Below are 23580 nucleotides of genomic sequence, written 5' to 3'. Positions count from 1 at the left end.
GCGAAGATTACATTCTCAATTAGCTTGTTGCTATGTATCCCTCACGCATTAAAGTTTTTGGGAATAGCTATTTATAAAACGTTTGTGAGGAATTCTGTAGAACAAGATATATGAAGTGAGTGAAGACTAGTGATGAACATACTACATTTTTTATTAGAGAATACGGTTTTCCAAAATGTACTACAAGATCTTAAGTTAAATGTCCTTTATATAGAAAATGGATGCACACATCAACAAACGATTGAAAATATTCATCCCAAATGTATGTTTATAGCAAATAGTTTTGAAGAAGGAGAACTATTGTTTCATAAGACTAAACCGCATATTGTAATTATGTATGTAACAGATTTTTCTCAAATAAAATATATAAAGAATATGTATAATCCACATAGTACATTCATTGTCATTTGGGATCAACAAATAACAAATGAGTTTACAGAGGTGCTTACGTTAGGAATACGTAATATTGTGATAGCCCCAGTAACTCCACAAGTAGTGTTAGAAGAAGTAAATAAAAGTTTGTATCAACTTTCTTTAGTGCGGCAAGTAAGTTTGCAACAAGAACTACTGCAGATGATGTTTGATTTTCACAATGATCTATTATTTATAGTAGAAGATGATGAGATTGTTGATTGTAATACGAATTTTTTAGAGTTTTTTGGATATGAAAATTTGTTTGATTATCGTGAGCAACATTTAGTGTTTGCCGAACATTTTATTAGAGAAAATGGATATTATTCGACGACTCATGATATAACATGGTTAGATGATACATTATCATATGATAGAAGAATTAAGATGTCTAATTATGAAGGAATTGTATCAACCTTTTTATTACGTGCGACGCCGTTACCAGAAGATTTATCGAGATTTATTGTAAAGTGTACAGAGATTACAGAATTAGATGAAATCTATCAAGAACAAGAAAGACTTGCCATGATAGATTCATTGACAGAGATTTATAATCGTTTGAAGTTCCAACAAATATTAGAGGTAGAGTGGGATAATGTGATACGTAACGATGAAAAAGTGGCAATTATATTATTTGATATAGATAATTTTAAAACAGTAAATGACACATATGGTCATGATTTTGGAGACTTAGCATTAATACAACTTGCAGAACTTATGAAGTCTAAAGTAGAGCAACAACATGTATTTGCAAGATGGGGAGGAGAAGAATTTATTATATTAGTGACAAATACAGTAGAAAAAGAAGCATTTCAAGTTGCAGAATCATTGCGCTTTTTTATTGAAACAAAACAATTCTCTGGAATTTCGAAATTAACAGCGAGTTTTGGAGTAGCGTTATATGAGAAAGGAATTACAAGAGAAGAATTAATGCAGCGAGCGGACATTGCATTATATGAAGCGAAAAAAAATGGGAAAAATCAGGTATGTATATATAGAAAAGAAAAAATGTGATTTTTCGCAACTAATTGTTGCGATTTTTTTTTATTGCCTGATAATAGTAGTAGGGAGACCATATGTAATGAAGTAATTATGGAGGAACAATATGATAAAAAAAATAATAGTAGTTGCTTCATTATGTACTGTTGTTTGCGGCGGAGTATACTATGCTTTCTATGCTCCCAGTGTAATGGAACAAACAGTGTTAACTACTAATGTGGCCCCGGCTATTGGGTCAGAAGTGCAAGATAATATAGAAAAAAAAGAAGAGAGACAAATTGATTATGCTAGTATATCTCAAAAATTAGATCAATATTTAGTAGGAAAGCAATTTAATGGGACAGTTTTGGTGACTGATAAAGAGCGTGTTATATTGAATAAAGGATATGGATATGCTGATGTTCAAAATAAAATAGAAAATACACCTCAAACAAAATATCGTATCGGTTCTATTACGAAAACAGTAGTTGCTACATCTATTTTACAGCTACAAGAACAAGGGAAATTAAACATTCAGGAAAATGTAAATACATATATTCCTTCATTTCCAGCAGATAAAAATATCACTTTATATCATTTATTAACGCATACATCGGGTTTACCGGAAAGCGGCAAAGGAAAAGTGAATGCGGCTTCTCGTATAAACTTAGTAAATTGGATTGGAAGTCAAAAAGTAGAGTTTCCACCAGGAGCAGGTTGGAGATATACAGATTATAATTATATGGTGCTTGCTTATATTATAGAAAGCATATCAAAAAAAACGTTAGGAGATTACATAAAAGAAAATATATTTATTAAAGCAGAAATGCACGAATCTGGTATGGGAAATATGGCTCCGGGAGATCAGCATTTTACTAAAGGGTACGTTAAGAAAGATAATGTACTTGAACCTGCACAAAAATTGTCAATGGATTGGTTATACGGTTGCGGCGAGATGTATACGACAGTTGGAGATATGAAGAAATTAGACGAAGCAATTATAAATGGGAAACTTCTTTCTGAACAAAGTATGCAAGCGATGTTTTCGCCTTCAGAAGAACGGAAATATGCATTTAGTTTTTATATATACCCAGATTATTTTCATAATCATGGTGTACTATCTGGTTGGAACACTTTCAATAATTTTAATAAAGAAAAAGGGACTTTTGTTATTTTATTTTCAAATGTGAAAAATAGTATGGATGATGATTTTAATAATGAGTTTCGAAAGATGGTAAATGATTTATTAGAACAAAGGGGATGAGAATATGGAAAACAAAATTTTATCAATAGGTTTCATCGGTATTGGTGTAATGGGAAAAAGTATGGTTCGTCATTTAATGCAAGAAGGTCATAAAGTATATGTATATAATAGAACGAAAGCGAAGACAGATTCTTTAGTACAAGATGGTGCAAATTGGTGTGATACACCGAAAGAGTTAGTGAAGCAAGTAGATGTTGTAATGACTATGGTTGGATATCCACATGATGTTGAAGAAGTGTACTTTGGAAGTGAAGGGATTATAGAGAATGCAAATGAAGGCACGATAGCCATTGATTTTACGACATCTACACCAACATTGGCAAAACGTATAAATGAAGTTGGTAAAAGAAAGAATGTATTTACGTTAGATGCCCCAGTATCTGGAGGAGATGTTGGTGCTAAAGAAGCAAGACTTGCAATTATGGTCGGTGGAGAGAAAGACATATATGATAGATGTTTACCGTTATTTGAAAAACTAGGAACAAATATTCAGTTACAAGGACCAGCTGGGAGTGGACAACATACGAAAATGTGCAATCAAATTGCAATTGCATCCAACATGATTGGAGTATGTGAAGCTGTTGCTTACGCGAAAAAGGCTGGACTAAATCCAGATAAAGTATTAGAGAGTATTTCAACAGGTGCAGCAGGTAGTTGGTCATTAAATAATTTAGCTCCTCGAATGTTAAAAGGAGACTTTGAGCCAGGGTTTTACGTAAAGCATTTTATGAAAGATATGAAAATCGCTTTAGATGAGGCTGAAAAATTACAATTACCAGTACCAGGTTTAAGCTTGGCGAAAGAATTGTATGAAGAGTTAATTATGGATGGAGAAGAAAATAGCGGAACACAAGTGTTATATAAAAAGTATATAAGGGGGTAAATGAGATGGATCTCCAAAAGTTTGATGAGATGATTGATGCTGTGCAGCGAGCAACTTGTATACAAATCAATGAAAAACAAAAGGAAGCCTTTAAACAAAAATATGATTTTGAACCAAACTTTGAATATGGAAGAGATGAGAAAGGGCATTATGTCATTCGAACTTCAAAAAAGATGTTAGAAGAAATGGAGTTTTATTTGGCATTAAAATATGATCGTGATGGAGTGGATCTTTATATGCAAGCTGAGATTGACGATATATGTCATGTGTCTGTTAGCTATAGTGAAGATGCGTTACATCTACAAGAATTGTTTCAATTTCTAGAAGAAAATAAATAAAAGTCCTCATTTGAGGACTTTTATTTATTTAGGTAAATATATTTCACTTTTATAATTATAAGCTAGAAGCTCGACGGCACCGTTCAACCGGGAATGGGATAACTTGCGCCATGTGGTTAGCGCCAAATTGTTTTGAGCGAGCGTGGCGTAATATATAAAATGCGCACAGAATAGCAACAGGAATAGCGCCGTATAAACCAAAAAATAAAGCGCTTACACAAGAGGCGACAAAACCTAAAACACCAACTTCTAACTCTTCCATAATAGCTCCTAAAATAACAGGAATAGCTCCGCATAAAACTCCTAGTATAAGTGCGATAAGTAAACTCATGATTATCCCCCTCTGTTTGCAATATTATTTTCCTTCTTATTAGTTGTAGTATATCATATATAAAACAGAATTTTCAGAAAGAATTCAAAAAAAGTTCAACAAATGTTCAAAAAGGGTTGAGAAATACACTTGAAAAATCGAGTGGATAGATTGTTTCTTGGAAGAAGAGGAAAGATGCTTTGAATAAATAAAAAATCAGGCCTATTTCATTTTTTGAAATAAGCCTGTTCCATAGGAGGATGTATATATGTAGAGTGAATAAAAGGTTGGAAAAGGGGGTCCAAGTCCTTTTATTCAACTAGCTACCTTAATAGATTGGAAACCAGCCTTCAGTTGTAACAAAAATACGAATAGCTACAACTTGACGATCATCCTGCAAAGTAAAATAATGTCTTGCATTTTCAGGAACAGAGATTAGGTCGCCTGGCTCAAGTTCAACGTCAAAGAATTTTCCATCTTTGCCTTCAATAGCAAAGATGCCATGGCCACTGACAATAAAGCGAACTTCATCATCAGTATGATGGTGTTCTTTTTGGAAATTAATTAATAATTCGTCAAGGTTAGGTGTGCTACTTGAAAGTGAAATTACATCATGCGCTTTATAACCTCGGCGTGCTGAAACATCAGCGATTTCTTTTGAAAAAACAGTTAATATTTCAGCTTTGTTATCATCTGTTAACGAATAATTTTCATTTAAATGAGTAGGAAGTTTAGAAATATTCCATTTCTCATATAAAACGCCTTCCTCTTGTAGAAATTTTGATACTTCCACTTCATTCTCAATGCGAGTATTTACTTCATGAATACGAATTTGCGCCATTAGAAACGCCTCCTTGAATTGATAATAGTTTTATATGAAATTGGAATAAAAACTCATAAGCTTCTAATCTTTTCTTTGCATCAAAGCTATCTCGGCCCCATACAGTGATGCCGTGATTTCGAATTAATACTGCTCCCGAATCTCCTTGTATATGTTTTCGGAAGTTCTCCCCAAGTGTTGGGATATGAGCATGGTTTTCGATAATAGGAATGTGAATTGTTGCACCTTCCTCCCAAATATCAAGAGCTTTAATGATTTCTTGATTTTGAAGGGTGACTGTATCGCTATACAAATTTGTGATGACATTGTTATCCGTTGTATGAACATGAAGTACGCACCCGGCATTCGTATTGTTATAAATATGTGTATGCAATATTGTTTCTGCTGAAGGGCGTAATTCAGTCTCTAAAACGGGAACTCCTGCATGATCTACTAATAGAAAATCATCTGGAGTGGTTTTTGTTTTATCTTTACCGCTTGCTGTAATAAGGAAAGTAAGCGGCTCATGACTAACTTTTATAGAAATATTGCCACTTGTTGCTGGAAACCAATTTCGAGTTGTTAATTCTTTTTTAATCTCGCTTAAGTCATACCATTGACGAAACAGTTGTTTCATGATTTCACCCCCAACAAATGTTTTAATTCAGCTTGAACATCGTGAAATGTTTCAAACGGTGTATAAACAATATGATTTTCTTTACACTTTGTAATAAGGAAATCGCGAGCGAATACTTTATCTGCTTGTTTCGCAGCTTGTAAATCAGTAATAGAATCTCCGATTACAATATGGAAATTATTTGTATCACTTAATTTGCGGATTAAAGATGATTTACATAATCCACAATGATTTTGACAGTGATGATCACAAGGGTTAGGCCACTTAACTGTAATGTATTCATTTGAAAAGTCTGTTTCATTACAGTAAATTTGCTCTTTTGGAATGATTCCTTGTAAGAGTGGATAGACGAAGAAATCCATTCCACCTGATACAACGTAAAAAGAAATATTATTTTCATTTACAAATTGTATAAATTCACGAAAGCCACTACGAATTTCGGCAGTTTCTTTTAAAAATTGAATTATATCATCATGCAAATTAGTAGGTAGCAATTGAAATAATTGAGAAACACCTTCTTGAATAGAAAGCTCTTGTGATAAAATTCTTTGCTTTATTTCTTCTGCTTCTGGTGGTGCGAATTTTTCCATAATCGACATAATGTTATCGTTATTTGTAATCGTACCATCGAAATCACAAAATACTTGAATACTCATAATTTCACCTCATAAGAGGGATTTCCCCATATTTGTAGTGCGCTATGCAAATTTATGTCATCTACTTCATGGAGTAGATTACCTTGCAAAGTAGCATCAATTGCAGTACGGAAAGCCTTTCCACCACCTTGCGCCCCATACGGATGCCCATGTATGCCGCCGCCCGCATTAATAACAACATCTTTACCGAAGTCTCGTAGAATAAAGGGAACGAAACCAGGATGAATGCCAGCAGATGGGACAGAGAAACTTTTCTTGAAAAACGCATCGTCTTCAGTTAGATAGTTTGAAATGTTGAAAGCATCTTCCTTTTCTAACGCAACACTTCCATATGGAGACGGGAATAAAGAAAAATCAGCACCAGCATAACGTAGTAGCTTTCCAAGTAATAATGGAGATGAGACCCCATATAGCTTGGATGCTGAATAAGCACCACTTACAGCAGGGTGTGCCATAATAGGAACTGGGATTTCATCATCTTCTGCCAGTGATTGTAGTACATCTAGTCCGTAAGCAAATACATTAAATAATAGAATATCAGCACCAGCTTGCACTGCGCGTTTCGCATTTTCTTTTAAGTCGAAAGTTCGTCCTGTTAAATTTACGGCATATAATGTTTTATGGCCGTATGTTTCATATACGGATTGTAAAACTTCTTTTCCAGATACAATTCGCTTTGCAAGTGGTGTTAAGGAGTTCTCGAATAAAATTTCATCATCTTTTACGATATCCACACCACCAATTGCTTGATCGCGTAATTGAGTTTTTAAGTATCCAATATTTCGTCCAATCATTCCTTTGAAAATGCTCATTAAAAGGGGGCGGTTATACACTTGTACACGATTTCGAATACCGTCTATACCGAATTTTGGACCAGGGAAGTGCTTTTTTAATTCGTCTGAAAACGTTAAGTCAATTAATTTCACTTCGCCATCAAGTGATAACTTTCCGAATGTAGTTGTTAAAATCGCTGGTAAATCTGGACTGAAATTTAATAATGGGTATTCGATTTTAATAATCCCACGTTTTACTTTTTTGCGTAGATACGAATTGATATGTTCTTGTTCATCTAATTCCTCAATATGAATGACGTTGCCTTTATGTTGTTTTAATTGTTCTTGTAATAAATGTGGCAAATGAGTCCAAGAGCCAATTGTTAAACCGAGTGCAATTTGTTCAGCCTTTTTGTCTAAGTTAAGTGAATCGTCATGGATTAAATACGTCGCTATAATTCCGCTCATTGTTATAACCTCCTAGTTAAATAAAAAAACCTCTCAGCTAAGGAGAGGTTTTTTTACAACCAGCTCCTTATCTGTCAGCGTAATGCTGCGAGAATTAGCACCGTGTCTACAATTGTAGATCGGTTGCCGGGTTTCGTCGGGCTCGTCCCTCCACCTGCTCTTGATAAGAAGTATTTAGAAATGTTTAAATTTTTAAGATAACTGAATTTTGTCAGATATTTTTCATGTTGTCAACGACTTTTTGAAAAAATTTAATTTATCAATTCGATTAATTGCTTCTCGTAATCGTTCTTCTGTATGCAAGAGACCAACGCGGACGTATCCTTCACCGTGTTCACCAAATCCAACACCAGGAGCAACTGCAACGTGTGCTTTTTCTAGCAAAATATCAGAAAATTGCTCAGATGTATATCCTTCTGGTACAGGAAGCCATGCAAAGAAGGATCCGGTTGGGATGTCTACATTCCAACCGATAGAGTGACAAGCTGAAATAAGAGCATTTCTTCGAGATTCGTAACTATTTACAAGATCTACGACGCAAGATTGTGAACTTAATAGCGCTTCGCGGGCAGCGTCTTGAACTGCACCAAAAATACTAACATACATATGATCTTGCAATAGGTTAATTGTTTCGATGACACTTTCATTCCCTACGGCAAAAGCAATACGCCATCCAGCCATATTGAAAGTTTTGGATAATGTGTAAATTTCAATTCCTATATCTTTTGCACCGTCTGCTTGCAAGAAACTAACCGGTTTTTGACCATCAAATCCGATCGCACCGTAAGCAAAATCGTGAACGACTAATATATTATGTTTATTAGCAAAATGAATGGTTTCATCAAAGAAATCTTTTGATGCAGTAGCACCAGTAGGATTGTTTGGATAGTTTAAAAACATTAACTTTGCTTGTTTCGCAATAGCGTCATCAATTTTTGTATAATCTGGTAAAAATTTATTTTCGGCAATAAGCGGCATTGTTTCAAATTGCGCTTTTGCTAAAGCAACTCCGGATAAATAATCTGGATAGCCTGGATCGGGAACGAGAATCGTATCACCAGGATTGGTAAAACACATTGGTAATTCTACTAATCCAGCTTTTCCACCAAACAAAATAGCAACTTCAGTTTTTGGATTTACTACTACATCATATTCACGTTGATAGAATGTTGCCACGGCTTCTTTTAAGCTTTCGTGTCCGCGAAATGGCGGATATTTATGATGAATGGCCTTTTCTGCAGCATGTTGTAAAGCTTTTACGATATGCTGCGGTGTTGGTTGATCTGGATTACCTTGACCTAGATTAATAACATCGTGACCAGCCGCAACGACTTTGTTAACTTTTGCAACAAGTGAAGCGAAAAATTGTGTTGGCAATGATGTTACTATCTCAGAAGGTTGAAATAATTTCATACTTTCCACCTCTTTTGAAAGTTGTTACAATTCTAGTGACAAATGATATAATCTTTCCAGTATTTTGTAAAGAGAAAATTAAGAATGGGGCTGAAAAAATGAAAGTCGCATGTATTCAAATGGATATTGTATTTGGAGATGTAGAAAAAAATATGGAGAACGCTAAAAACAAAATAAGCGAAGCGATGAAGGAAAGACCAGATGTTATCGTCTTACCAGAACTATGGACAACAGGATATGATTTAACGAGGCTTTCTGAAATTGCAGATAGGGATGGATTAGAAACGAAAGAAAAGTTGAAAGAATGGTCGAAGCAATATGGTGTACATATTGTTGGTGGTTCTATAGCAAAGCAAACAGAGCAAGGGGTTACCAATACAATGTATGTCGTAAACAACGAAGGAGATCTAGTCAATGAATATAGTAAAGTACATTTATTTCAGCTTATGGATGAACACAAATATTTAATAGCGGGTAATGAAACAGGTGAATTTAAACTAGATGATATCGAGTGCGCTGGCACAATTTGCTATGATATTCGTTTTCCAGAATGGATGCGCGTTCATACTGCTAAAGGGGCAAAAGTTTTATTCGTTGTAGCAGAATGGCCATTAGTTCGTTTAGCACATTGGCGTTTGCTATTGCAAGCAAGAGCAGTTGAAAATCAATGTTATGTTGTTGCATGCAATAGATCAGGAAAGGATCCGAATAATGAGTTTGCAGGTCATTCTCTAATTGTGGATCCTTGGGGTGAAGTCGTGGTAGAGGCAAATAAAGAGGAATCCATTTTATTTGGAGAACTTACATTCGAGAAGATTAAAGAGGTACGTAAAGGAATTCCAGTTTTTGCAGATCGCCGTCCAGAACTATACAAATAAAATATTGACAAGTGATTTTTATTCTTGGTATAGTCTTCAACATAAAGTTAAAAATTCTAAAAAATTATATAACTCTTATCAAGAGCAGGTGGAGGGATTTGGCCCGATGAAGCCCAGCAACCGACCGTAATACCATTGTGAAATGGGGCGTTTATGACGCCAAAAGGCACGGTGCTAATTCCAGCAGAAAGTAAAATTTCTGGCAGATAAGAGGGGAGAAGATAAACTTCAAACCTCTTTCTTAGTGGAAAGAGGTTTTTCTGCGTTAGAAAAACCTCTGAATTTAAAAAGGAGGAAAAGACGATGGGATATTATTCATTAACAGAAGTAACAGCTGTACAATATGCGAAAGAACATGGATATTTTGACAAGAAGGCGAATGTAGTTTGTCATGAAATAGGAGATGGAAATTTAAATTACGTGTTCAAATTAGTTGATGGAGAGAGATCAATTATAATAAAACAAGCACTTCCATATGCGAAAGTAGTTGGTGAGAGCTGGCCGTTGTCTATAAAAAGAGCGACGATTGAAAGCAAGGCATTACAAATTTTCGCGAAGTATGTACCAGATTATGTTCCGGTAGTGTACAGTCATGATGAAGAGTTAGCAGTTACAGTAATAGAAGACTTATCAAGACTAACAATTACAAGAAAAGGATTAATAGATGGAGAAGGATATCCACTTTTATCCCAGCATATCGGTCGTTTTCTAGCACATGTTTTATTTTATACTTCAGATTTCGGTTTACAGTCAGAAGATAAAAGGGTGCTAGAAGGTACATTTGTAAATCCAGACCTTAGTAAAATTACAGAAGATTTAGTTTTTACGGATCCGTTTGGACATTACGATACGAATGATTATGAGTCAGATTTACAGTCAGTGATTGATGAACTTTGGAGTGACAAAATTTTAAAACTAAAAGTAGCACAATATAAATATAAGTTTTTAACGAGAAAAGAAGCGCTTATTCATGGTGATTTACATACTGGTAGTATTTTTTCATCACCTTCTGAAACGAAAGTGATTGATCCAGAATTTGCAACGTACGGTCCATTTGGCTTTGATATCGGTCAATTTATTGCAAATCTATTATTAAATGCTTTATCGAGAGAAGAAGAAAAGAGAAGTGTACTATTTTTCCATATAGAAAAGACATGGAGTTATTTTGTAGAAACTTTTACGAAGTTATGGATTGGAGAAGGTGTAGAAGCATATACGAAAGAAAAACAATGGTTACCAATTATTTTGCAAAATATCTTTACTGATGCCGTCGGATTTGCCGGATGTGAACTGATTCGTAGAACAATTGGTTTAGCTCATGTAGCGGATTTAGATGAAATAGCAAATAAAGAAAGAAGAATTCAAGCTAAGAAGCAAGCGCTGTACTTAGGAAAAGAACTAATAAAATATGAATCTAAGTGTGCTGATATTCAACTGTTTCGAACATTATTTCAACAGACAGTTTCAGGAGGCATAAAAGCATGAGTACATTTGTAACTGTTCCGAGGTCTGTAAGTTGGAAAGGTGATGCAATTGCGGTATTAAATCAAACAAAGTTGCCGCATAGTACAGAATATAAAACGTTGACGACTATTGAAGAGGTATGGAAAAGTATTGTAATGCTAGAAGTACGCGGAGCACCCGCAATTGGAATTGTAGCAGCATTTGGTTTGGCGCTTGCATCAAAAAAATATAACACGATACATATTGAAGAATTTCAGAAGATATTTAATAGAGATTGTAACTATTTAGGGACATCACGACCGACGGCAGTGAATTTGTTTTGGGCAATTAATCGTATGAGAGAATCTATTCGAGAGATTACTACAATAAAAGAAGCGCAAAAAACATTAGAAGAAGAAGCGCTTCGCATTCAGCAGGAAGATGAAGAGGTATGCCGGAGTATTGGAGAACATGCGTTAACATGCTTTACAGACGGTGATAACATTTTAACAATTTGTAATGCCGGAAGTATTGCAACTGCAAGGTATGGTACTGCATTAGCGCCGTTTTATATCGGGAAAGAAAAAGGTGTACACTTACATGCGTATGCATGTGAAACGAGACCGGTTTTACAAGGTGGCCGTTTAACGACATGGGAGTTAAAGCAAGCGGGTATTGATGTGACGCTTATTACAGATAATACGGCAGCTCATGCAATTCGTACGAAAGAAATTGATGCAATTATCGTAGGGGCAGATCGAATTGTCACAAATGGAGATACGGCAAATAAAATCGGAACAATGAATTTAGCTATATTAGCAAAGTATTTCGAAATTCCATTTTACGTTGCAGCTCCGTTATCTACGTTTGATATTACGAAACAAACAGGTACCGAAATTGTTATTGAAGAAAGAGATGAAACAGAAGTTACGAAAATTTTTGGCAAACAAGTGGCACCGATTGGTACAGATGTTTATAATCCTGCATTTGACGTAACACCGCATGAATTAATTACAGGTATTATTACTGAGAAAGGTATTATACGTGGAGATTATGAGCGAGAAATTTCATCATTATTTGAAAAACAAGCTAATACATAATAGCTTGTTTTTTTTATCCCGCATTAACGCGCAGTAAGACTCCTACTCAAAATTCGGCGAATGCGAGGGAGTTAGGTGGGAGATCAACTGCCCGTAAAAGCCCGATTGATGAGGGCTACTAATTAGTGGGGATGGACAACCTCCCTGCTGATTAAAGTTTCAATTTATGCCTAAATGTGCCTTTTCCCCTTATTTATATAATGAAAGGAGGAGAGAAGGATGGAAGAGTGGATCGGGATGATAGGTAATGTAGGCTTTCCAATTGTTGTAACATTATATTTACTCCATCGGATTGAAAGTAAATTAGATGGGATAACTGTTGCGATAGAGAAACTGCCACAGCAATTACTAAAGTACGATGATCCTCGTAATAAAAAATAAAGTTTGCTCTTCGTGAGCAAACTTTATTTTTTAATCCCGCATTAACTGCCCGTAAAAGCCCGATTGGTGAGGGCTACGAATCAGTGGGGGATGAAGCCCCCACTGATTAAAGTTTCACTATTGAGCAGTATAACCACCATCGATAACGACAGCTTGACCAGTTATGCCTTTTGCTTTTTCACTCGCTAAAAATATAGCATAATCAGCAATTTCTTGTACTTGTAATAAACGTTTTTGTGGTACAAGTGGATAAATGACATCTTCTAAAACATTTTCAAGCGGTACATTTCGTGTAGTAGCTAAGTCTTGTAGTTGATTACGTACAAGAGGGGTATCGACATAACCAGGGCAAAGTGCATTAACAGTAATTCCATGGGTAGCACCTTCTAATGCGGCAACTTTTGTTAGTCCAATTACGCCATGCTTTGCGCTATTGTAGGCAGCTTTTCCGGCGAATCCGACAAGGCCATTAATAGAAGCGACGTTAATAATCCGGCCGTATTTTTGTTTTTTCATAATAGGAAAAGCGTGTTTGATGGCGATAAATGGAGCGATTTGCATAATTTTAATAAGAAGCTCGAATTTCTCAGTTGGAAAATCTTCAATCGGTGAAACATGTTGCATTCCTGCATTGTTAATTAATACGTCTAATGAACCGAAATGACTAACTGTTTGAGAAAGCGCTACTGTGATTTCTTCTTCAGATGTAACGTCACATTTTAAACCGATAGCTTGAAAGCCTTCTTTTTGTAATTGTTCAGCAGCTTCTTTCGCACGATCTTCAAGGCGATCAGTAATAACAACTTTTGCGCCTGCTTTTGCAAAAGCATTCCCCATTTCATAACCAATACCACTCGCAGCACCTGTTAAAAAGACAACTCGATTTGTAACCATGATGAAAAACACTCCTTCATAATAAAAGTTCCCTTATTGCTCTATTTAGAGGAGGAACTACGAAATTCCTGCAAACATTTGGAAAAAATCCGTTAGCTATCTTGTTTTACAAAATAGTCTCTGGTATACTATTTTGTAAAGCAAGATACTTACGCTTAGCTATCTTGTAAAACAAGATAGCGGGAGGATTTCAATTATGTCGACAAGTCAAATGCTGAAAGGGATTTTAGAAGGATGCTTACTTGCTATTATTTCTGAAGGTGAAATATACGGTTATGAAATGAGTGAAAAGCTAGCAAAGTATGGTTTTACAATGGCGAGTGAGGGAAGTATTTATCCGTTGTTAATACGGATGCAAAAAGAGGGGCTTATATCAAGTGTAATGAAGGAATCTCCATCTGGTCCAAAAAGGAAGTATTATACGTTAACAGAAAAGGGCGAAGATGAACTAGATGACTTTATGGGTCGCTGGGAAGCGATGCAAAGTAGTGTAGAACGTCTACTTGAAGGGAAGGGAAGAAGAAAATAATGCTATCAAGTGAATCGCAAAAGTTTTTGTTAGATATGAGATTATTTTTGACTGCAAAGAGTGTGAAAGAAAGCGATATGGAAAGCTTTTTAGAAGATGCAGAGTTGCATTTAATAGAAGGTGAGAGTGACGGGAAAAGTGTAGAAGAAATTTTTGGTAGTTCGCCGAAAGAATATGCTAATGAACTTGTAAAAGTGATGGAAAGAGAAAGACAGGAAACGTGGAAGCAAATTGGTTTTACAGTAATGAATATCGTAGCATTTTGGATTATTGCTTCTATTTTAATAGTGAATAACGGAAAGTTACAAATTTCACTTATTCAGTGCATTGGTTATAGTTTCACATTAATGTTAGCTGTGTTAGGCCCTAATTTTTTGCTTCGTAAAATGACCTTTGTAACAAGCTTTACAAAAACGTGGTTTTCTATGTGGTCTTTAGTCATGATCGCTCCAATGTTTTTATTAGGAGCTGTTACGATATTAGATGTAATATACCCTACAAAGATGGTTACATTCACCCAAATGCAAAGTTATATGCTAGCTGGTGGGATCTTTATCATCACAGTAGCTATAAACATGTATTTTGAAGGATGGTTTAAAAACTTATATTTAATTATTCCTCTTTCTATTATGTTAGTATTTCAAACATTTACATCAGAAGATCTCATGCCAATGTTATTTCAAATTATATGTTTATACGGAAGTTTATTTATTTTAATTTTCCTCGAAATTATGATGAAGACGAATAAAAGAGAAACGGTTAATTAAGGGAGGGATAATAGTGTTATCGAATGAAGCACAAAAATTTTTAGATGATACTCAAGGGTATTTACGAACGAGGGGTATTAGAGAAATGGATATTATTTCTTTTATAGAAGATGCTGAAGTTCATTTAATAGAAGGAGAAAAAAGAGGGAAGAGTGTAAATGATATATTCGGTCATGATCCAAAGGAATATGCTAATCAACTTGCGAAAGAGATGGAAGTTGATAGAAAAGGGAATTATAAATTATTACTTTACTTTATTATAAACTTATTAGCATTCACGATGATGAAGAGTGTATTCTTTAGTGAAGCCGACCATCGCTTGTCTTATTCTTTAATTGAAGTAATTGGATATCCAATTATGATTTTGGTAGGGATTAGTGTATTAATATGGGGGATGAGAACAGCAGTCTTTAAATGTAAAAGAACTGAATTTTTAATTATATATATAACTGGTGCAGTATGGTTTTTATCAATTTTTAGTATTGCATTATTAAATGAATTTTATGGTACAACATTTATTAAATTTACTGCTACAGAAAGCTTCACTCTTGTTGGCGTAGTAGTTATTTTTGCAACTATTGTAAATATTAAAGTTGGTGGTTGGTTTACTTTGTCTTATTTACTAGTACCAATTGCATTAGAATTTGTATTTGTAAAGATAGATTTATCAAACATTATTGGAATGTATGTACAACAAGTAATTCTTTTCATTATTATTTATATGCTTCTAAAAATTCATACGAAATTAGAAAAAAGAGAAGTATACGAATAAAAAGAGAAAGAGTTATTTATATGTATATGGAGTGGTTGTATTCTAGGTTTAATTATATTGTTCTCACAAAAAGAAATACATGATGTCTATTTCAATACTTTATTAGCACATCAGGATATATGTTGTTCTTCAGGTTAATAGGAAAAGGGCTGCTCTGGATATGCAAAAAATTATTTCCAAAGAAATATTATATAGGGATTTTTAGAGGGATTACATTTACGTTTAGTTGTCTATTTTTATTTCTAGCAGCCGGGACTTGGTTTGTTGATTAAATAAGTTGTTTTAAACAGTAATAAGATTGTTACTGTTTTTTTCTTTGTAATAAAGAGCTTTGTAAAGAGAGTTCTTTTTGTTCGTTTGTTAATAAGGAATGAATATGGACGTTTTCTGGGCGGGGGACTATAGGGTACATCAGATTTGATGGAGAAGGGTGGTGTTCCGAGCCAGTTGGAGAATGAGGATCTGCATGTGTAAGTTTTCCGTGAACCCGCCTTGTGAATAAAATATGGCCAATTTCGTGAGCGAGCGTATATATATTTTTCATAGGAGCGGCTGAATTTGTTAAAACGATATAACCAGTAAGTTGTTGTTGTTTAGCTAAAGAGTAAGCACAGGCAATTACTGCTGTTTCTTTAAAATAATCACTGCCAATATAACAAATATAAAGATCACATTCTGGAGCTTCATTTACACACGTTTGGAAAAAGGATGCTAATTTTTCCTGACTTTGAATAGAATTTTTATAACTAATTTCACGGTCTGAAAAACGAAAAAGCTCATTTAATACAATTACTTCTTGAATTTGAAATGTAATAGGGTGCCAAATTGATTCTGCGACTGCTAAATCTTTTGCGATACGGTCTTCAGAAATGTTGGCGCCTGGCGTAATGCAAATACATATATTGACGTATGGATCCATAGGGAACACCTCAAATGAAAAAATTCTTCCTATAATATATGTGAGAAAAAGGTGCTATGTATGGATAAACGCCTTATTTATTACATGAATATATAGACTACAAGTCGAAAAAATTTCATAGTTCTATAACGTAGTATGGTCATCTTTTTGATATAGTAAAGGAAAGGGGGAGAATATATGTATACATTAAAAATCGTTTCAGACAGAGAAGCTCTTTATCAATTTGCGAGTTATGTAAAAGTTGTGCAAGGGGTTGAAGATGTATATGTAGAGGTGGGAGAACCTGTATATGAACATCCATTAATGAAGTTTTATGTACATATTAAGCTGGGGGAAACATATGACCAATATAAAGCGTTACAAGAAATAGCAAGATTAGTAGAATTGGGGCGTTTTACATACGTCCATTATCGTAATGATGAAATTGAAGAAGCTTTTGAAGCTGTAAAATATGAAAGTTTTAAGAAATAAAGTGAAAAAAGGGAGCGAAAGCTTCCTTTTTTTCTTGAAATTTACATCAACAAAATGAGAAAAATTTTGTTATGATAAGGGAGGGTGAGGAAAGGAGAGTTTACATATTGGGGTATATTGAAGAGTTACGTAAAGTCGTTGGTACAAGGCCACTTATTTTAGTAGGATCAGCAATTATTATATTAAATGATAGGCAAGAAGTATTGCTTCAATATCGTTCAGACACATATGATTGGGGTGTACCTGGCGGAGCGATGGAGCTAGGAGAAACGACAGAAGAAACTGCTCGCAGAGAACTATTTGAAGAGACGGGACTAAACGCGAAAATTATGCAATTTATCGGGGTTCTTTCGGGAAAAGAAGTGTACTTCCAATATCCAAATGGAGATGAAATTTTTAATGTCATTCATCTGTATCAGGGGCATCATGTGAGTGGGGAAGTTAAGCTTGATCATGAAGGATTACAACTTCAATATTTTCCGGTAGATAAGTTACCGAATTTGAATAAAACAACAGAGAAGATTTTACAAAAATTCCTATACGCATTAACAGAATAGAAGGTTAATTCCTTCTATTTTTATTATATTAAATATTTTGATTTTTTAGTATGTTTATAGTATGATAGTTGTAGATATACATCTTATGGAATTTCACCTAAAAACTGACTAGGGTACATAAGAGAGGGGCAAGTACAAAATGCATAATGTTGTCATTACAGCTGCAGTTCGTTCACCAATTGGAACTTTCGGAGGAGCACTAAAAAATATAACACCAGTAGAATTAGCTGTTCCTGTACTTCAGGAAGCTGTAAAACGAGGCGGGGTAGAACCACATGAAGTTGATGAAGTAATTTTGGGTCATTGTATTCAAAGAACTGATGAAGCAAATACGGCGAGAACGGCTGCATTAGCGGCAGGATTTCCTGACACAGTTACGGGCTATACAATCCAACGCCAATGTTCTTCAGGTATGCAAGCAATTATGTCAGCTGCAATGCAAATTCAATTAGGTGTGAGTGATGTTGTTATTGCAGGTGGAGTAGAAGCGATGAGTTCGAGCCCTTATGCATTGAAACAGCACCGCTGGGGACAACGTCTACAGCACGGAGAAATTCGTGATACGGTGTGGGAAGTGCTAGAAGATCCGATTCATCATATTATGATGGGTGAAACAGCGGAAAATCTAGTTGAACAATATGAAATTACAAGAGAGGAACAAGATGAAGTTGCGCTTCGCAGTCATACATTGGCACTACAAGCAATCGAGTCTGGATACTTTGACGATCAAATTGTTCCTATTACAATAAAAGAGCGTAGAAAAGAAATTGTATTTTCTAAGGATGAACATCCGCGTGCAGATATTACAGCGGAAAAATTAGCTGGATTAAAACCAGCTTTCCGTAAAGATGGATCTGTAACGGCAGGGAATGCATCTGGTCTTAATGACGGAAGTGCAGTTCTAGTATTAATGAGTGAAGAGAAAGCGAAAGAAAAAGGCTTACAACCGTTAGCTAGAATTGTTGGCTATTCAGTAGCTGGAGTAGATCCTAAAATTATGGGAATTGGACCAGCACCAGCAATTCGTAAAGGATTAGAAAAAGTAGATTGGTCATTAGAAGATGCAGATTTACTTGAAATTAATGAAGCTTTCGCTGCGCAATACCTAGCTGTAGAGAAAGAATTAGGTTTAGACCGTGAAAAAGTGAATGTAAACGGTAGTGGTGTAGGACTTGGACACCCAATCGGTTGTACAGGAGCTCGTATCACTGTAAGTTTAATTCATGAATTAAAAAGACGTGGATTAGAAAAAGGAATTGCCTCTTTATGCGTCGGTGGCGGTATCGGGGTTGCCTTATTTATAGAAGCATTATAAAAAAGAAGCAGCGTTTGCTGCTTCTTTTTTACGACTCAAATAGATGATGGAATAATCGATCGCGATTTTCAAAGAAAAGTTTCGTCGTTTGATAATGTTCCGTTTCTTCTAAAGATGATTCGTGAATCCCCTCTTGTGTTAAAGAATATATAGTAGATTCAGGATAAGCCATTAATATAGGGGAATGCGTGGCAATAACAAATTGTGAACCTTGTTCAGCTAGTTCGTGCATTCGAATGAGCATGGAAAGTTGTCTCATCGGGGATAAAGCTGCCTCAGGCTCATCTAAAATGTATAAACCTTGTCCTGAAAAACGGTTCATAAATAAGGAGAAAAATGATTCGCCATGTGATTGTTTATGTAGTGAGATACCACCATATGAGTCAATAACTGGATTTCCGCGTGCTTCTGGATCAGCATCCATTTCATCGATATAAGAAGCGACGTTATAAAATGATTCAGCGCGAAGAAAGAAACCATCGCTTGGTGTATTGAAACTTTTGGAAATTCGAAGATATTCATGTAAAGATGAATGTGAATTATTTGTGCTAAAACGGAAATTCTTCGTTCCACCTTCTGCATTAAAACCTAAAGCAATTGCAATTGCTTCAAGTAGTGTTGATTTACCTGTTCCGTTTTCTCCAATAATGAATGTTACATTTGGATGGAAAAGGAGCGATTGTAATGTTCGAATAGCGGGTAAACAGTAAGGATATGCGGAAAAGCTAGGGATATCTTCTTTTTTTAATGTGACACTTTTTAAAAAGGGTACGTCAATCAATATATAAACCTCAATTCATAACGGATTTTGATTTAAAAAAGCAAAAAATAGAAGTGTAAGACGACTTGCTAATAAAGTGCGCCAAAACCGAGATTTTCCCAGCCGAACGTCATTCTCTGCCATATAAAAATGGAAAGAACGCTTATAAAGCCAACGAGAGCAGGCATATATTTTATAATTTTTAAGTTCTTCCATAGAAAAAAGAAAAGTGTTAATGACATGAGAAATCCCATTTTATTTTCTGAATATTTCATGAGGATTATAACATGGAAACTATCATATTCCAATGTGAAAATAAACATTGCATGAAGGTCAATTCTCTCGTTATGATAGATGATATTCTATTGGAAATATGAAAAGGAGTTAAAATATGCCGTTTACATTTGCGCATCCAGCAGCTGTTCTCCCTTTTTCTAAAAAGCAGGTTAATTATATTTCAGTAACGGCTCTTATATTAGGTAGTATGGCACCTGACTTTGAATATTTTTTACACTTTAGACCGTATGGCGTGATTGGACATACGTGGCTTGGGTTCTTATATTTAAATTTACCTCTTGTCTTTCTATTAGCATACATATATCATTACATTTTAAAAAAGCCGTTTATAACACATTTACCTAAACCATTTGCTGGCTACTATACATATGCAGTAGATGAGAGGTGGGGACTTCATACATGGAAGGATTTCTTTGTATTTTGCTATTCTGCTTTATTTGGTATGCTCACGCATGTTGTTTGGGATGCGTTTACTCATAATACAGGCTACTTCGTTATGGAAATACCATTGTTACAAAGAGAATTACATAGTATTCCGGTGTATAAATATATGCAACATGGGAGTACATGTGTTGGTTTATTATTACTATTACACGTACTATGGAAGTATAAAGATGAAACAGGGAAAGATATTATTATAGCTTCAGAAAAAAGGAAGTATTGGGTTTCGGCAATCATTGTGGCAACTATTATATTTATCGTTCACGCGTTCGTAAATCCCTATTTTCATATTTTCCAAATAGGGGGTATAATAGTATCTGGACTGACAAGTTCGTTTTGTGGACTTCTTATTGTTTCTATAGTTTACAAGACTAGGGACTAATTTATTTTAATGAATGATAGTGTTAGGAGAAATTAAATGATGAAAGCATGGAAAAGTATTTTTGTTTTATGTAGTTTTCTTCTTATGTTAAGTGGTTGCTTCCATCAAGAAGAAAAGAAAGCTGAACCGAAGAAGAAAGAATCTATTCCTGAAACAAAAGAATATGGTGGGCGTGAGCTAAAAAAAGTTGGGCAAAAAGTGAAAGAAACAGGATGGGGTACTTTCAAGTTAGAGCAGATACATTCTGTGAATCAAACATTTGAAGTAGCACCAATGAAAATTCATGTACAAGATGTGAAAGTAATCTCTTTATCACAAATGAGTGAAGACGCAAAAAATACATTAAAAGCATATACGGCATTAACTCCTGACGAAGTAAAGCGTAGATTGGGCGATAAGGTAAGTCAAGAAGATGCTGAATTATATGCATCGCTAAGTGGAACAGAGATTAGTGATACGATTCGTTACGTTGAAATTACATATAAGGTGGAAAATAGCGGGAATAAAAATATGCAATTTTTCTCTATGAATGATGTTACGATTAATGATAAGCAACATTTTAAAGTAGCGACTCAAAACTTTTTATATGATGAAGATACGCTCGTTGGTACGAAAAATGTATCAAGAGAAGATTATAAGCCTGGTGAAACAAGAGATGGAATTATCGGTTTAATACTTGATGATGGAAAAGAAAAGGTAAAGGATATTAAATTTACAACGGATGATTTAATGGCAGGAGATACAGAAACACAAGAAACTGTTAAAGAATCACAAAGTTTTAACATTTCACTTTCTGAGTAATATGTTTTTAAAATGATATAAGGAAAACAGTCAGCATTCTATATATTATGCTGACTGTTTTTTTATTTCTTTTATGTATGAATCTACATTTTGAAAAGGCACTTTAATTTTAAACGCATCTTTTTGTTCATTAAATTGTTTTTCATTATAGGGACCGAAACGTTTATTGTGCTTTACGTCAATAATCCAATAATGTTCACTTTTTTTATTTGCAATTGCTGCGTCAGGGTTATTTGGATCTGATTTTTCCTCTGTTTGTTTTACAATAATGTATTTATCATCCCAAGCGATGTCTGTAATTTTGGCAGGGATGTATTGTGTGGCATATACAGCATCTTGCGTAGGGAACAGTTCAAATGCATTTCCAGAAGTACGTATGAGTTCGTATTCATCGTTAATCGTATAAGATACATGGTTTGTATTTCCTGTACAAGCAGTTAATAGGACGGCGACGAATAGGATTATCCATTTTTTCAATATGGGAACCTCCTTTACAATGCTGTTGTAACACATTGTACAAGAAAAGTAAGAGAAACGCCAGTTTACAATGTTTTTTAGAAGTGGTACGATGTAACGGGTAAAGAAGGATACGAAGGAGTCGACATAAAATGAAGTTGAAGATGCATCGTCCAGCGCTTGTAATGAATCGCATAGGTGCTTCCCTAATTGACATGTTTTTAATCTCGGTTATGTATGGTGCAGTAGTAGCTGTTATGACCGGAAACTATAGTGCTATTTTTAATCGGTTTAATATAAGTTTCGGTGACTATAGATATGACCTCGCAGTAGTTTTCATATTAATGGTTCTATATTTTATTTTGTTACCTTTTATGTGGAACGGTGTTACACTTGGGAAAAAAATAACGAGAACAAAATTGATTTCATTGACGAGTGAAAAATTAACGTTGCAAACATTAACTTTACGATTTTTTGTATTGTTATTACCGAACATATTGTTACTTGGAATTCCGTTAATATGCAACGTATATATGATGCTGTTCCGCAAAGATAATTGCGGTTTTCATGATTTGATTACAAAGACAAAAGTGATGAATCTAGTATAATAAAAAACCTTTTTATGCTTGTACATAAAAAGGTTTTTTATTATGGAAGGATATTTTTCGAAGTAGAAAGTCTCTTTTCGATAGATTGAAAATTAAGAAAATGGTACAATAAATGAAAATAATATCTTTATATAATGAAGGGGGAAGCTGTAATGACGGGAGGTAGCATAATCTTTTGGGGAATTTTAATTTTCATTGGTCTCGTTTTCGATCAGTGTAATAGTAAGAAAAAAGAAGGAGTAAAAAAGTAATCGCTTACAAATAAAAGAGTAACTTTTCTTGCTTGCAGACTAATCTTATAAAGGAGTATACTGAATGACGGTAAGACTTATAGAAGGGGTAATGAAAATGAAGCTTGCAGGAAAAGTTGCTATCGTAACTGGCGGTGGCATCGGTATTGGACGTAATACAGCTCTTTTGTTGGCTAAACAAGGCGCAAAAGTAATTGTGACGGACATTGATCAAGATAGTGGACAAGCAACAGTGGAGGAAATTACGAATCTAGGCGGAGAAGCCCTTTTTGTATCCTATGATATGGAAAAACAAGGAGATTGGCAACGTGTTATCAGTATTACTTTGAATGCATTCAGTCGCATTGATATGCTTTTTCAAAATGCTGGTTTATATAAAATAGATTCTATTTTTTCTCGCCAACAAGAGAACGATTCCAATGTACTTTGTATTAATGACGTTTGGATAGAGATAAAACAATTAACGTCATCTTTTATGAAACAGCAAGAAGAAGTGGTGCTTAGTGACTTACCGATTTTCGGTATTATTAGCACGAAAGGACAATCATTTCATACAGTAGAAGCCCTAGTATAATAATGAAAACCGCCCTCAATGTATGTGGACGGT

General features: G+C 34.8%; 29 protein-coding genes, 2 pseudogenes and 2 riboswitches. Of the genes and pseudogenes, 20 read left to right on the top strand and 11 right to left on the bottom strand.

Features of this window, described 5'->3' with window-relative positions:
* The first annotated feature begins 132 nt into the window (after positions 1 to 132).
* The 4 genes from JDS95_RS04700 (at position 133) to JDS95_RS04685 (ending at position 3874) form a co-directional block, all read left to right on the top strand.
* Positions 133 to 1425, top strand: a complete 1293-nt coding sequence (locus JDS95_RS04700) for a GGDEF domain-containing protein (protein ID WP_139823525.1) — start codon at positions 133 to 135, stop codon at positions 1423 to 1425.
* Positions 1426 to 1516: 91 nt separating this feature from the next.
* Entirely contained in the window at positions 1517 to 2653 is a 1137-nt protein-coding gene (locus tag JDS95_RS04695; RefSeq protein ID WP_000591856.1) for a serine hydrolase domain-containing protein, read from the top strand.
* A gap of 4 nt (positions 2654 to 2657) precedes the next feature.
* Positions 2658 to 3536, top strand: a complete 879-nt coding sequence (locus JDS95_RS04690; RefSeq protein WP_000428222.1) for an NAD(P)-dependent oxidoreductase — start codon at positions 2658 to 2660, stop codon at positions 3534 to 3536.
* A 5-nt stretch (positions 3537 to 3541) separates the two neighbouring features.
* The gene (locus JDS95_RS04685) at positions 3542 to 3874 is read left to right on the top strand and encodes a DUF3909 family protein (protein ID WP_000365606.1); all 333 of its coding nucleotides are present in this window, start codon (positions 3542 to 3544) and stop codon (positions 3872 to 3874) included.
* 55 nt (positions 3875 to 3929) lie between these two features.
* On the opposite strand, the gene JDS95_RS04680 is transcribed toward JDS95_RS04685, so the two are convergent.
* The 6 genes from JDS95_RS04680 to JDS95_RS04655 all read right to left on the bottom strand — a co-directional run bounded on the left by JDS95_RS04680 (position 3930) and on the right by JDS95_RS04655 (position 8951).
* Positions 3930 to 4205, bottom strand: a complete 276-nt coding sequence (locus tag JDS95_RS04680; RefSeq protein ID WP_000054649.1) for a hypothetical protein — start codon at positions 4203 to 4205, stop codon at positions 3930 to 3932.
* Positions 4206 to 4512: 307 nt separating this feature from the next.
* Positions 4513 to 5025 carry a 1,2-dihydroxy-3-keto-5-methylthiopentene dioxygenase gene (locus JDS95_RS04675; RefSeq protein ID WP_199690301.1) on the bottom strand — a complete coding sequence of 171 codons (513 nt, stop codon included), beginning with the start codon at positions 5023 to 5025 and terminating at the stop codon, positions 4513 to 4515.
* Positions 5003 to 5641, bottom strand: coding sequence for a methylthioribulose 1-phosphate dehydratase (locus tag JDS95_RS04670; RefSeq protein ID WP_000811318.1), 639 nt, complete (start codon positions 5639 to 5641; stop codon positions 5003 to 5005). The genes JDS95_RS04675 and JDS95_RS04670 overlap by 23 nt, the downstream gene beginning before the upstream one ends.
* Complete coding sequence (locus tag JDS95_RS04665) at positions 5638 to 6297, bottom strand: 2-hydroxy-3-keto-5-methylthiopentenyl-1-phosphate phosphatase (protein ID WP_000027452.1); 660 nt, start codon at positions 6295 to 6297, stop codon at positions 5638 to 5640. Before JDS95_RS04665 ends, JDS95_RS04670 begins: the two co-directional genes overlap by 4 nt.
* Positions 6294 to 7538 (bottom strand): 2,3-diketo-5-methylthiopentyl-1-phosphate enolase, encoded by a 1245-nt coding sequence (gene mtnW, locus JDS95_RS04660; protein ID WP_000014210.1) that lies wholly within the window; start codon positions 7536 to 7538, stop codon positions 6294 to 6296. The genes JDS95_RS04665 and mtnW overlap by 4 nt, the downstream gene beginning before the upstream one ends.
* Positions 7539 to 7602: 64 nt before the next feature.
* A riboswitch (SAM riboswitch) is annotated at positions 7603 to 7708 on the bottom strand.
* Positions 7709 to 7760: 52 nt separating this feature from the next.
* Positions 7761 to 8951 (bottom strand): pyridoxal phosphate-dependent aminotransferase, encoded by a 1191-nt coding sequence (locus JDS95_RS04655; protein WP_000765538.1) that lies wholly within the window; start codon positions 8949 to 8951, stop codon positions 7761 to 7763.
* A 14-nt stretch (positions 8952 to 8965) separates the two neighbouring features.
* Here JDS95_RS04655 and JDS95_RS04650 point away from each other — a divergent pair, with 14 nt between their 5' ends.
* From JDS95_RS04650 to JDS95_RS04635, 4 genes are all read left to right on the top strand, one after another.
* Positions 8966 to 9829 carry a carbon-nitrogen family hydrolase gene (locus tag JDS95_RS04650; RefSeq protein ID WP_033661364.1) on the top strand — a complete coding sequence of 288 codons (864 nt, stop codon included), beginning with the start codon at positions 8966 to 8968 and terminating at the stop codon, positions 9827 to 9829.
* A gap of 72 nt (positions 9830 to 9901) precedes the next feature.
* Positions 9902 to 10042, top strand: a riboswitch (SAM riboswitch).
* Positions 10043 to 10132: 90 nt separating this feature from the next.
* The gene (gene mtnK, locus JDS95_RS04645) at positions 10133 to 11314 is read left to right on the top strand and encodes an S-methyl-5-thioribose kinase (protein WP_199690299.1); all 1182 of its coding nucleotides are present in this window, start codon (positions 10133 to 10135) and stop codon (positions 11312 to 11314) included.
* Positions 11311 to 12372 (top strand): S-methyl-5-thioribose-1-phosphate isomerase, encoded by a 1062-nt coding sequence (gene mtnA / locus JDS95_RS04640; protein ID WP_199690298.1) that lies wholly within the window; start codon positions 11311 to 11313, stop codon positions 12370 to 12372. Before mtnK ends, mtnA begins: the two co-directional genes overlap by 4 nt.
* A 219-nt stretch (positions 12373 to 12591) precedes the next feature.
* Positions 12592 to 12753: a YvrJ family protein gene (locus tag JDS95_RS04635; protein ID WP_000393324.1), complete on the top strand. Its 162-nt coding sequence runs from the start codon at positions 12592 to 12594 to the stop codon at positions 12751 to 12753.
* A 117-nt stretch (positions 12754 to 12870) separates the two neighbouring features.
* Here JDS95_RS04635 and JDS95_RS04630 read toward each other — a convergent pair whose 3' ends face one another.
* On the bottom strand, positions 12871 to 13647 hold the full coding sequence (locus JDS95_RS04630; protein WP_000258431.1) for a 3-hydroxybutyrate dehydrogenase: 777 nt from the start codon (positions 13645 to 13647) through the stop codon (positions 12871 to 12873).
* Between the two features lie 196 nt (positions 13648 to 13843).
* On the opposite strand from JDS95_RS04630, the gene JDS95_RS04625 reads away from it, so the two are divergent.
* The 4 genes and pseudogenes from JDS95_RS04625 (at position 13844) to JDS95_RS31035 (ending at position 15987) form a co-directional block, all read left to right on the top strand.
* A complete protein-coding gene (locus JDS95_RS04625) occupies positions 13844 to 14176 on the top strand; it encodes a PadR family transcriptional regulator (RefSeq protein WP_000107972.1) in 333 nt (110 codons plus the stop codon).
* Positions 14176 to 14943, top strand: a complete 768-nt coding sequence (locus tag JDS95_RS04620; protein WP_000952903.1) for a DUF1129 domain-containing protein — start codon at positions 14176 to 14178, stop codon at positions 14941 to 14943. Before JDS95_RS04625 ends, JDS95_RS04620 begins: the two co-directional genes overlap by 1 nt.
* 13 nt (positions 14944 to 14956) lie before the next feature.
* Positions 14957 to 15715 (top strand): DUF1129 domain-containing protein, encoded by a 759-nt coding sequence (locus JDS95_RS04615; protein WP_000950428.1) that lies wholly within the window; start codon positions 14957 to 14959, stop codon positions 15713 to 15715.
* Between the two features lie 18 nt (positions 15716 to 15733).
* Positions 15734 to 15987 (top strand): annotated as a pseudogene (locus JDS95_RS31035) (DNA-binding protein).
* 29 nt (positions 15988 to 16016) lie between these two features.
* Here the strand turns inward: JDS95_RS31035 and JDS95_RS04610 are convergent.
* Positions 16017 to 16634: an ImmA/IrrE family metallo-endopeptidase gene (locus JDS95_RS04610; protein WP_000371630.1), complete on the bottom strand. Its 618-nt coding sequence runs from the start codon at positions 16632 to 16634 to the stop codon at positions 16017 to 16019.
* A gap of 177 nt (positions 16635 to 16811) precedes the next feature.
* Between JDS95_RS04610 and JDS95_RS04605 the strand changes: the two genes are divergently transcribed.
* The 3 genes from JDS95_RS04605 to JDS95_RS04595 all read left to right on the top strand — a co-directional run bounded on the left by JDS95_RS04605 (position 16812) and on the right by JDS95_RS04595 (position 18977).
* Positions 16812 to 17105 carry a DUF3928 family protein gene (locus tag JDS95_RS04605; protein ID WP_000288324.1) on the top strand — a complete coding sequence of 98 codons (294 nt, stop codon included), beginning with the start codon at positions 16812 to 16814 and terminating at the stop codon, positions 17103 to 17105.
* A 107-nt stretch (positions 17106 to 17212) separates the two neighbouring features.
* Positions 17213 to 17662 carry an NUDIX hydrolase gene (locus JDS95_RS04600; RefSeq protein ID WP_000540531.1) on the top strand — a complete coding sequence of 150 codons (450 nt, stop codon included), beginning with the start codon at positions 17213 to 17215 and terminating at the stop codon, positions 17660 to 17662.
* Between the two features lie 139 nt (positions 17663 to 17801).
* Positions 17802 to 18977 carry an acetyl-CoA C-acetyltransferase gene (locus JDS95_RS04595; RefSeq protein ID WP_000552062.1) on the top strand — a complete coding sequence of 392 codons (1176 nt, stop codon included), beginning with the start codon at positions 17802 to 17804 and terminating at the stop codon, positions 18975 to 18977.
* A gap of 28 nt (positions 18978 to 19005) precedes the next feature.
* Here the strand turns inward: JDS95_RS04595 and JDS95_RS04590 are convergent, their stop codons facing one another.
* Positions 19006 to 19758 (bottom strand): AAA family ATPase, encoded by a 753-nt coding sequence (locus tag JDS95_RS04590; RefSeq protein WP_000567990.1) that lies wholly within the window; start codon positions 19756 to 19758, stop codon positions 19006 to 19008.
* A 10-nt stretch (positions 19759 to 19768) separates the two neighbouring features.
* Positions 19769 to 20012 (bottom strand): annotated as a pseudogene (locus JDS95_RS31790) (hypothetical protein).
* A 116-nt stretch (positions 20013 to 20128) separates the two neighbouring features.
* On the opposite strand from JDS95_RS31790, the gene JDS95_RS04585 reads away from it, so the two are divergent.
* Both JDS95_RS04585 and JDS95_RS04580 read left to right on the top strand, forming a co-directional pair.
* Positions 20129 to 20857 (top strand): DUF4184 family protein, encoded by a 729-nt coding sequence (locus tag JDS95_RS04585; RefSeq protein WP_001116887.1) that lies wholly within the window; start codon positions 20129 to 20131, stop codon positions 20855 to 20857.
* A gap of 36 nt (positions 20858 to 20893) precedes the next feature.
* Positions 20894 to 21658: a hypothetical protein gene (locus JDS95_RS04580; protein WP_000973889.1), complete on the top strand. Its 765-nt coding sequence runs from the start codon at positions 20894 to 20896 to the stop codon at positions 21656 to 21658.
* Positions 21659 to 21703: 45 nt separating this feature from the next.
* Here JDS95_RS04580 and JDS95_RS04575 read toward each other — a convergent pair whose 3' ends face one another.
* Complete coding sequence (locus tag JDS95_RS04575; RefSeq protein ID WP_000758796.1) at positions 21704 to 22135, bottom strand: DUF3997 domain-containing protein; 432 nt, start codon at positions 22133 to 22135, stop codon at positions 21704 to 21706.
* A gap of 131 nt (positions 22136 to 22266) precedes the next feature.
* On the opposite strand from JDS95_RS04575, the gene JDS95_RS04570 reads away from it, so the two are divergent.
* From JDS95_RS04570 to JDS95_RS04560, 3 genes are all read left to right on the top strand, one after another.
* The gene (locus JDS95_RS04570; RefSeq protein ID WP_199690296.1) at positions 22267 to 22722 is read left to right on the top strand and encodes an RDD family protein; all 456 of its coding nucleotides are present in this window, start codon (positions 22267 to 22269) and stop codon (positions 22720 to 22722) included.
* Between the two features lie 152 nt (positions 22723 to 22874).
* Positions 22875 to 22973 carry a hypothetical protein gene (locus JDS95_RS04565; protein ID WP_000145635.1) on the top strand — a complete coding sequence of 33 codons (99 nt, stop codon included), beginning with the start codon at positions 22875 to 22877 and terminating at the stop codon, positions 22971 to 22973.
* Positions 22974 to 23037: 64 nt separating this feature from the next.
* A complete protein-coding gene (locus tag JDS95_RS04560; protein ID WP_000218407.1) occupies positions 23038 to 23547 on the top strand; it encodes an SDR family NAD(P)-dependent oxidoreductase in 510 nt (169 codons plus the stop codon).
* Positions 23548 to 23580: the final 33 nt, after the last annotated feature.

This window comes from Bacillus cereus group sp. N24 (assembly GCF_016483345.1).
Taxonomy (GTDB): domain Bacteria; phylum Bacillota; class Bacilli; order Bacillales; family Bacillaceae_G; genus Bacillus_A; species Bacillus_A toyonensis.
This window is presented reverse-complemented; position numbering and strand designations above follow the sequence as displayed.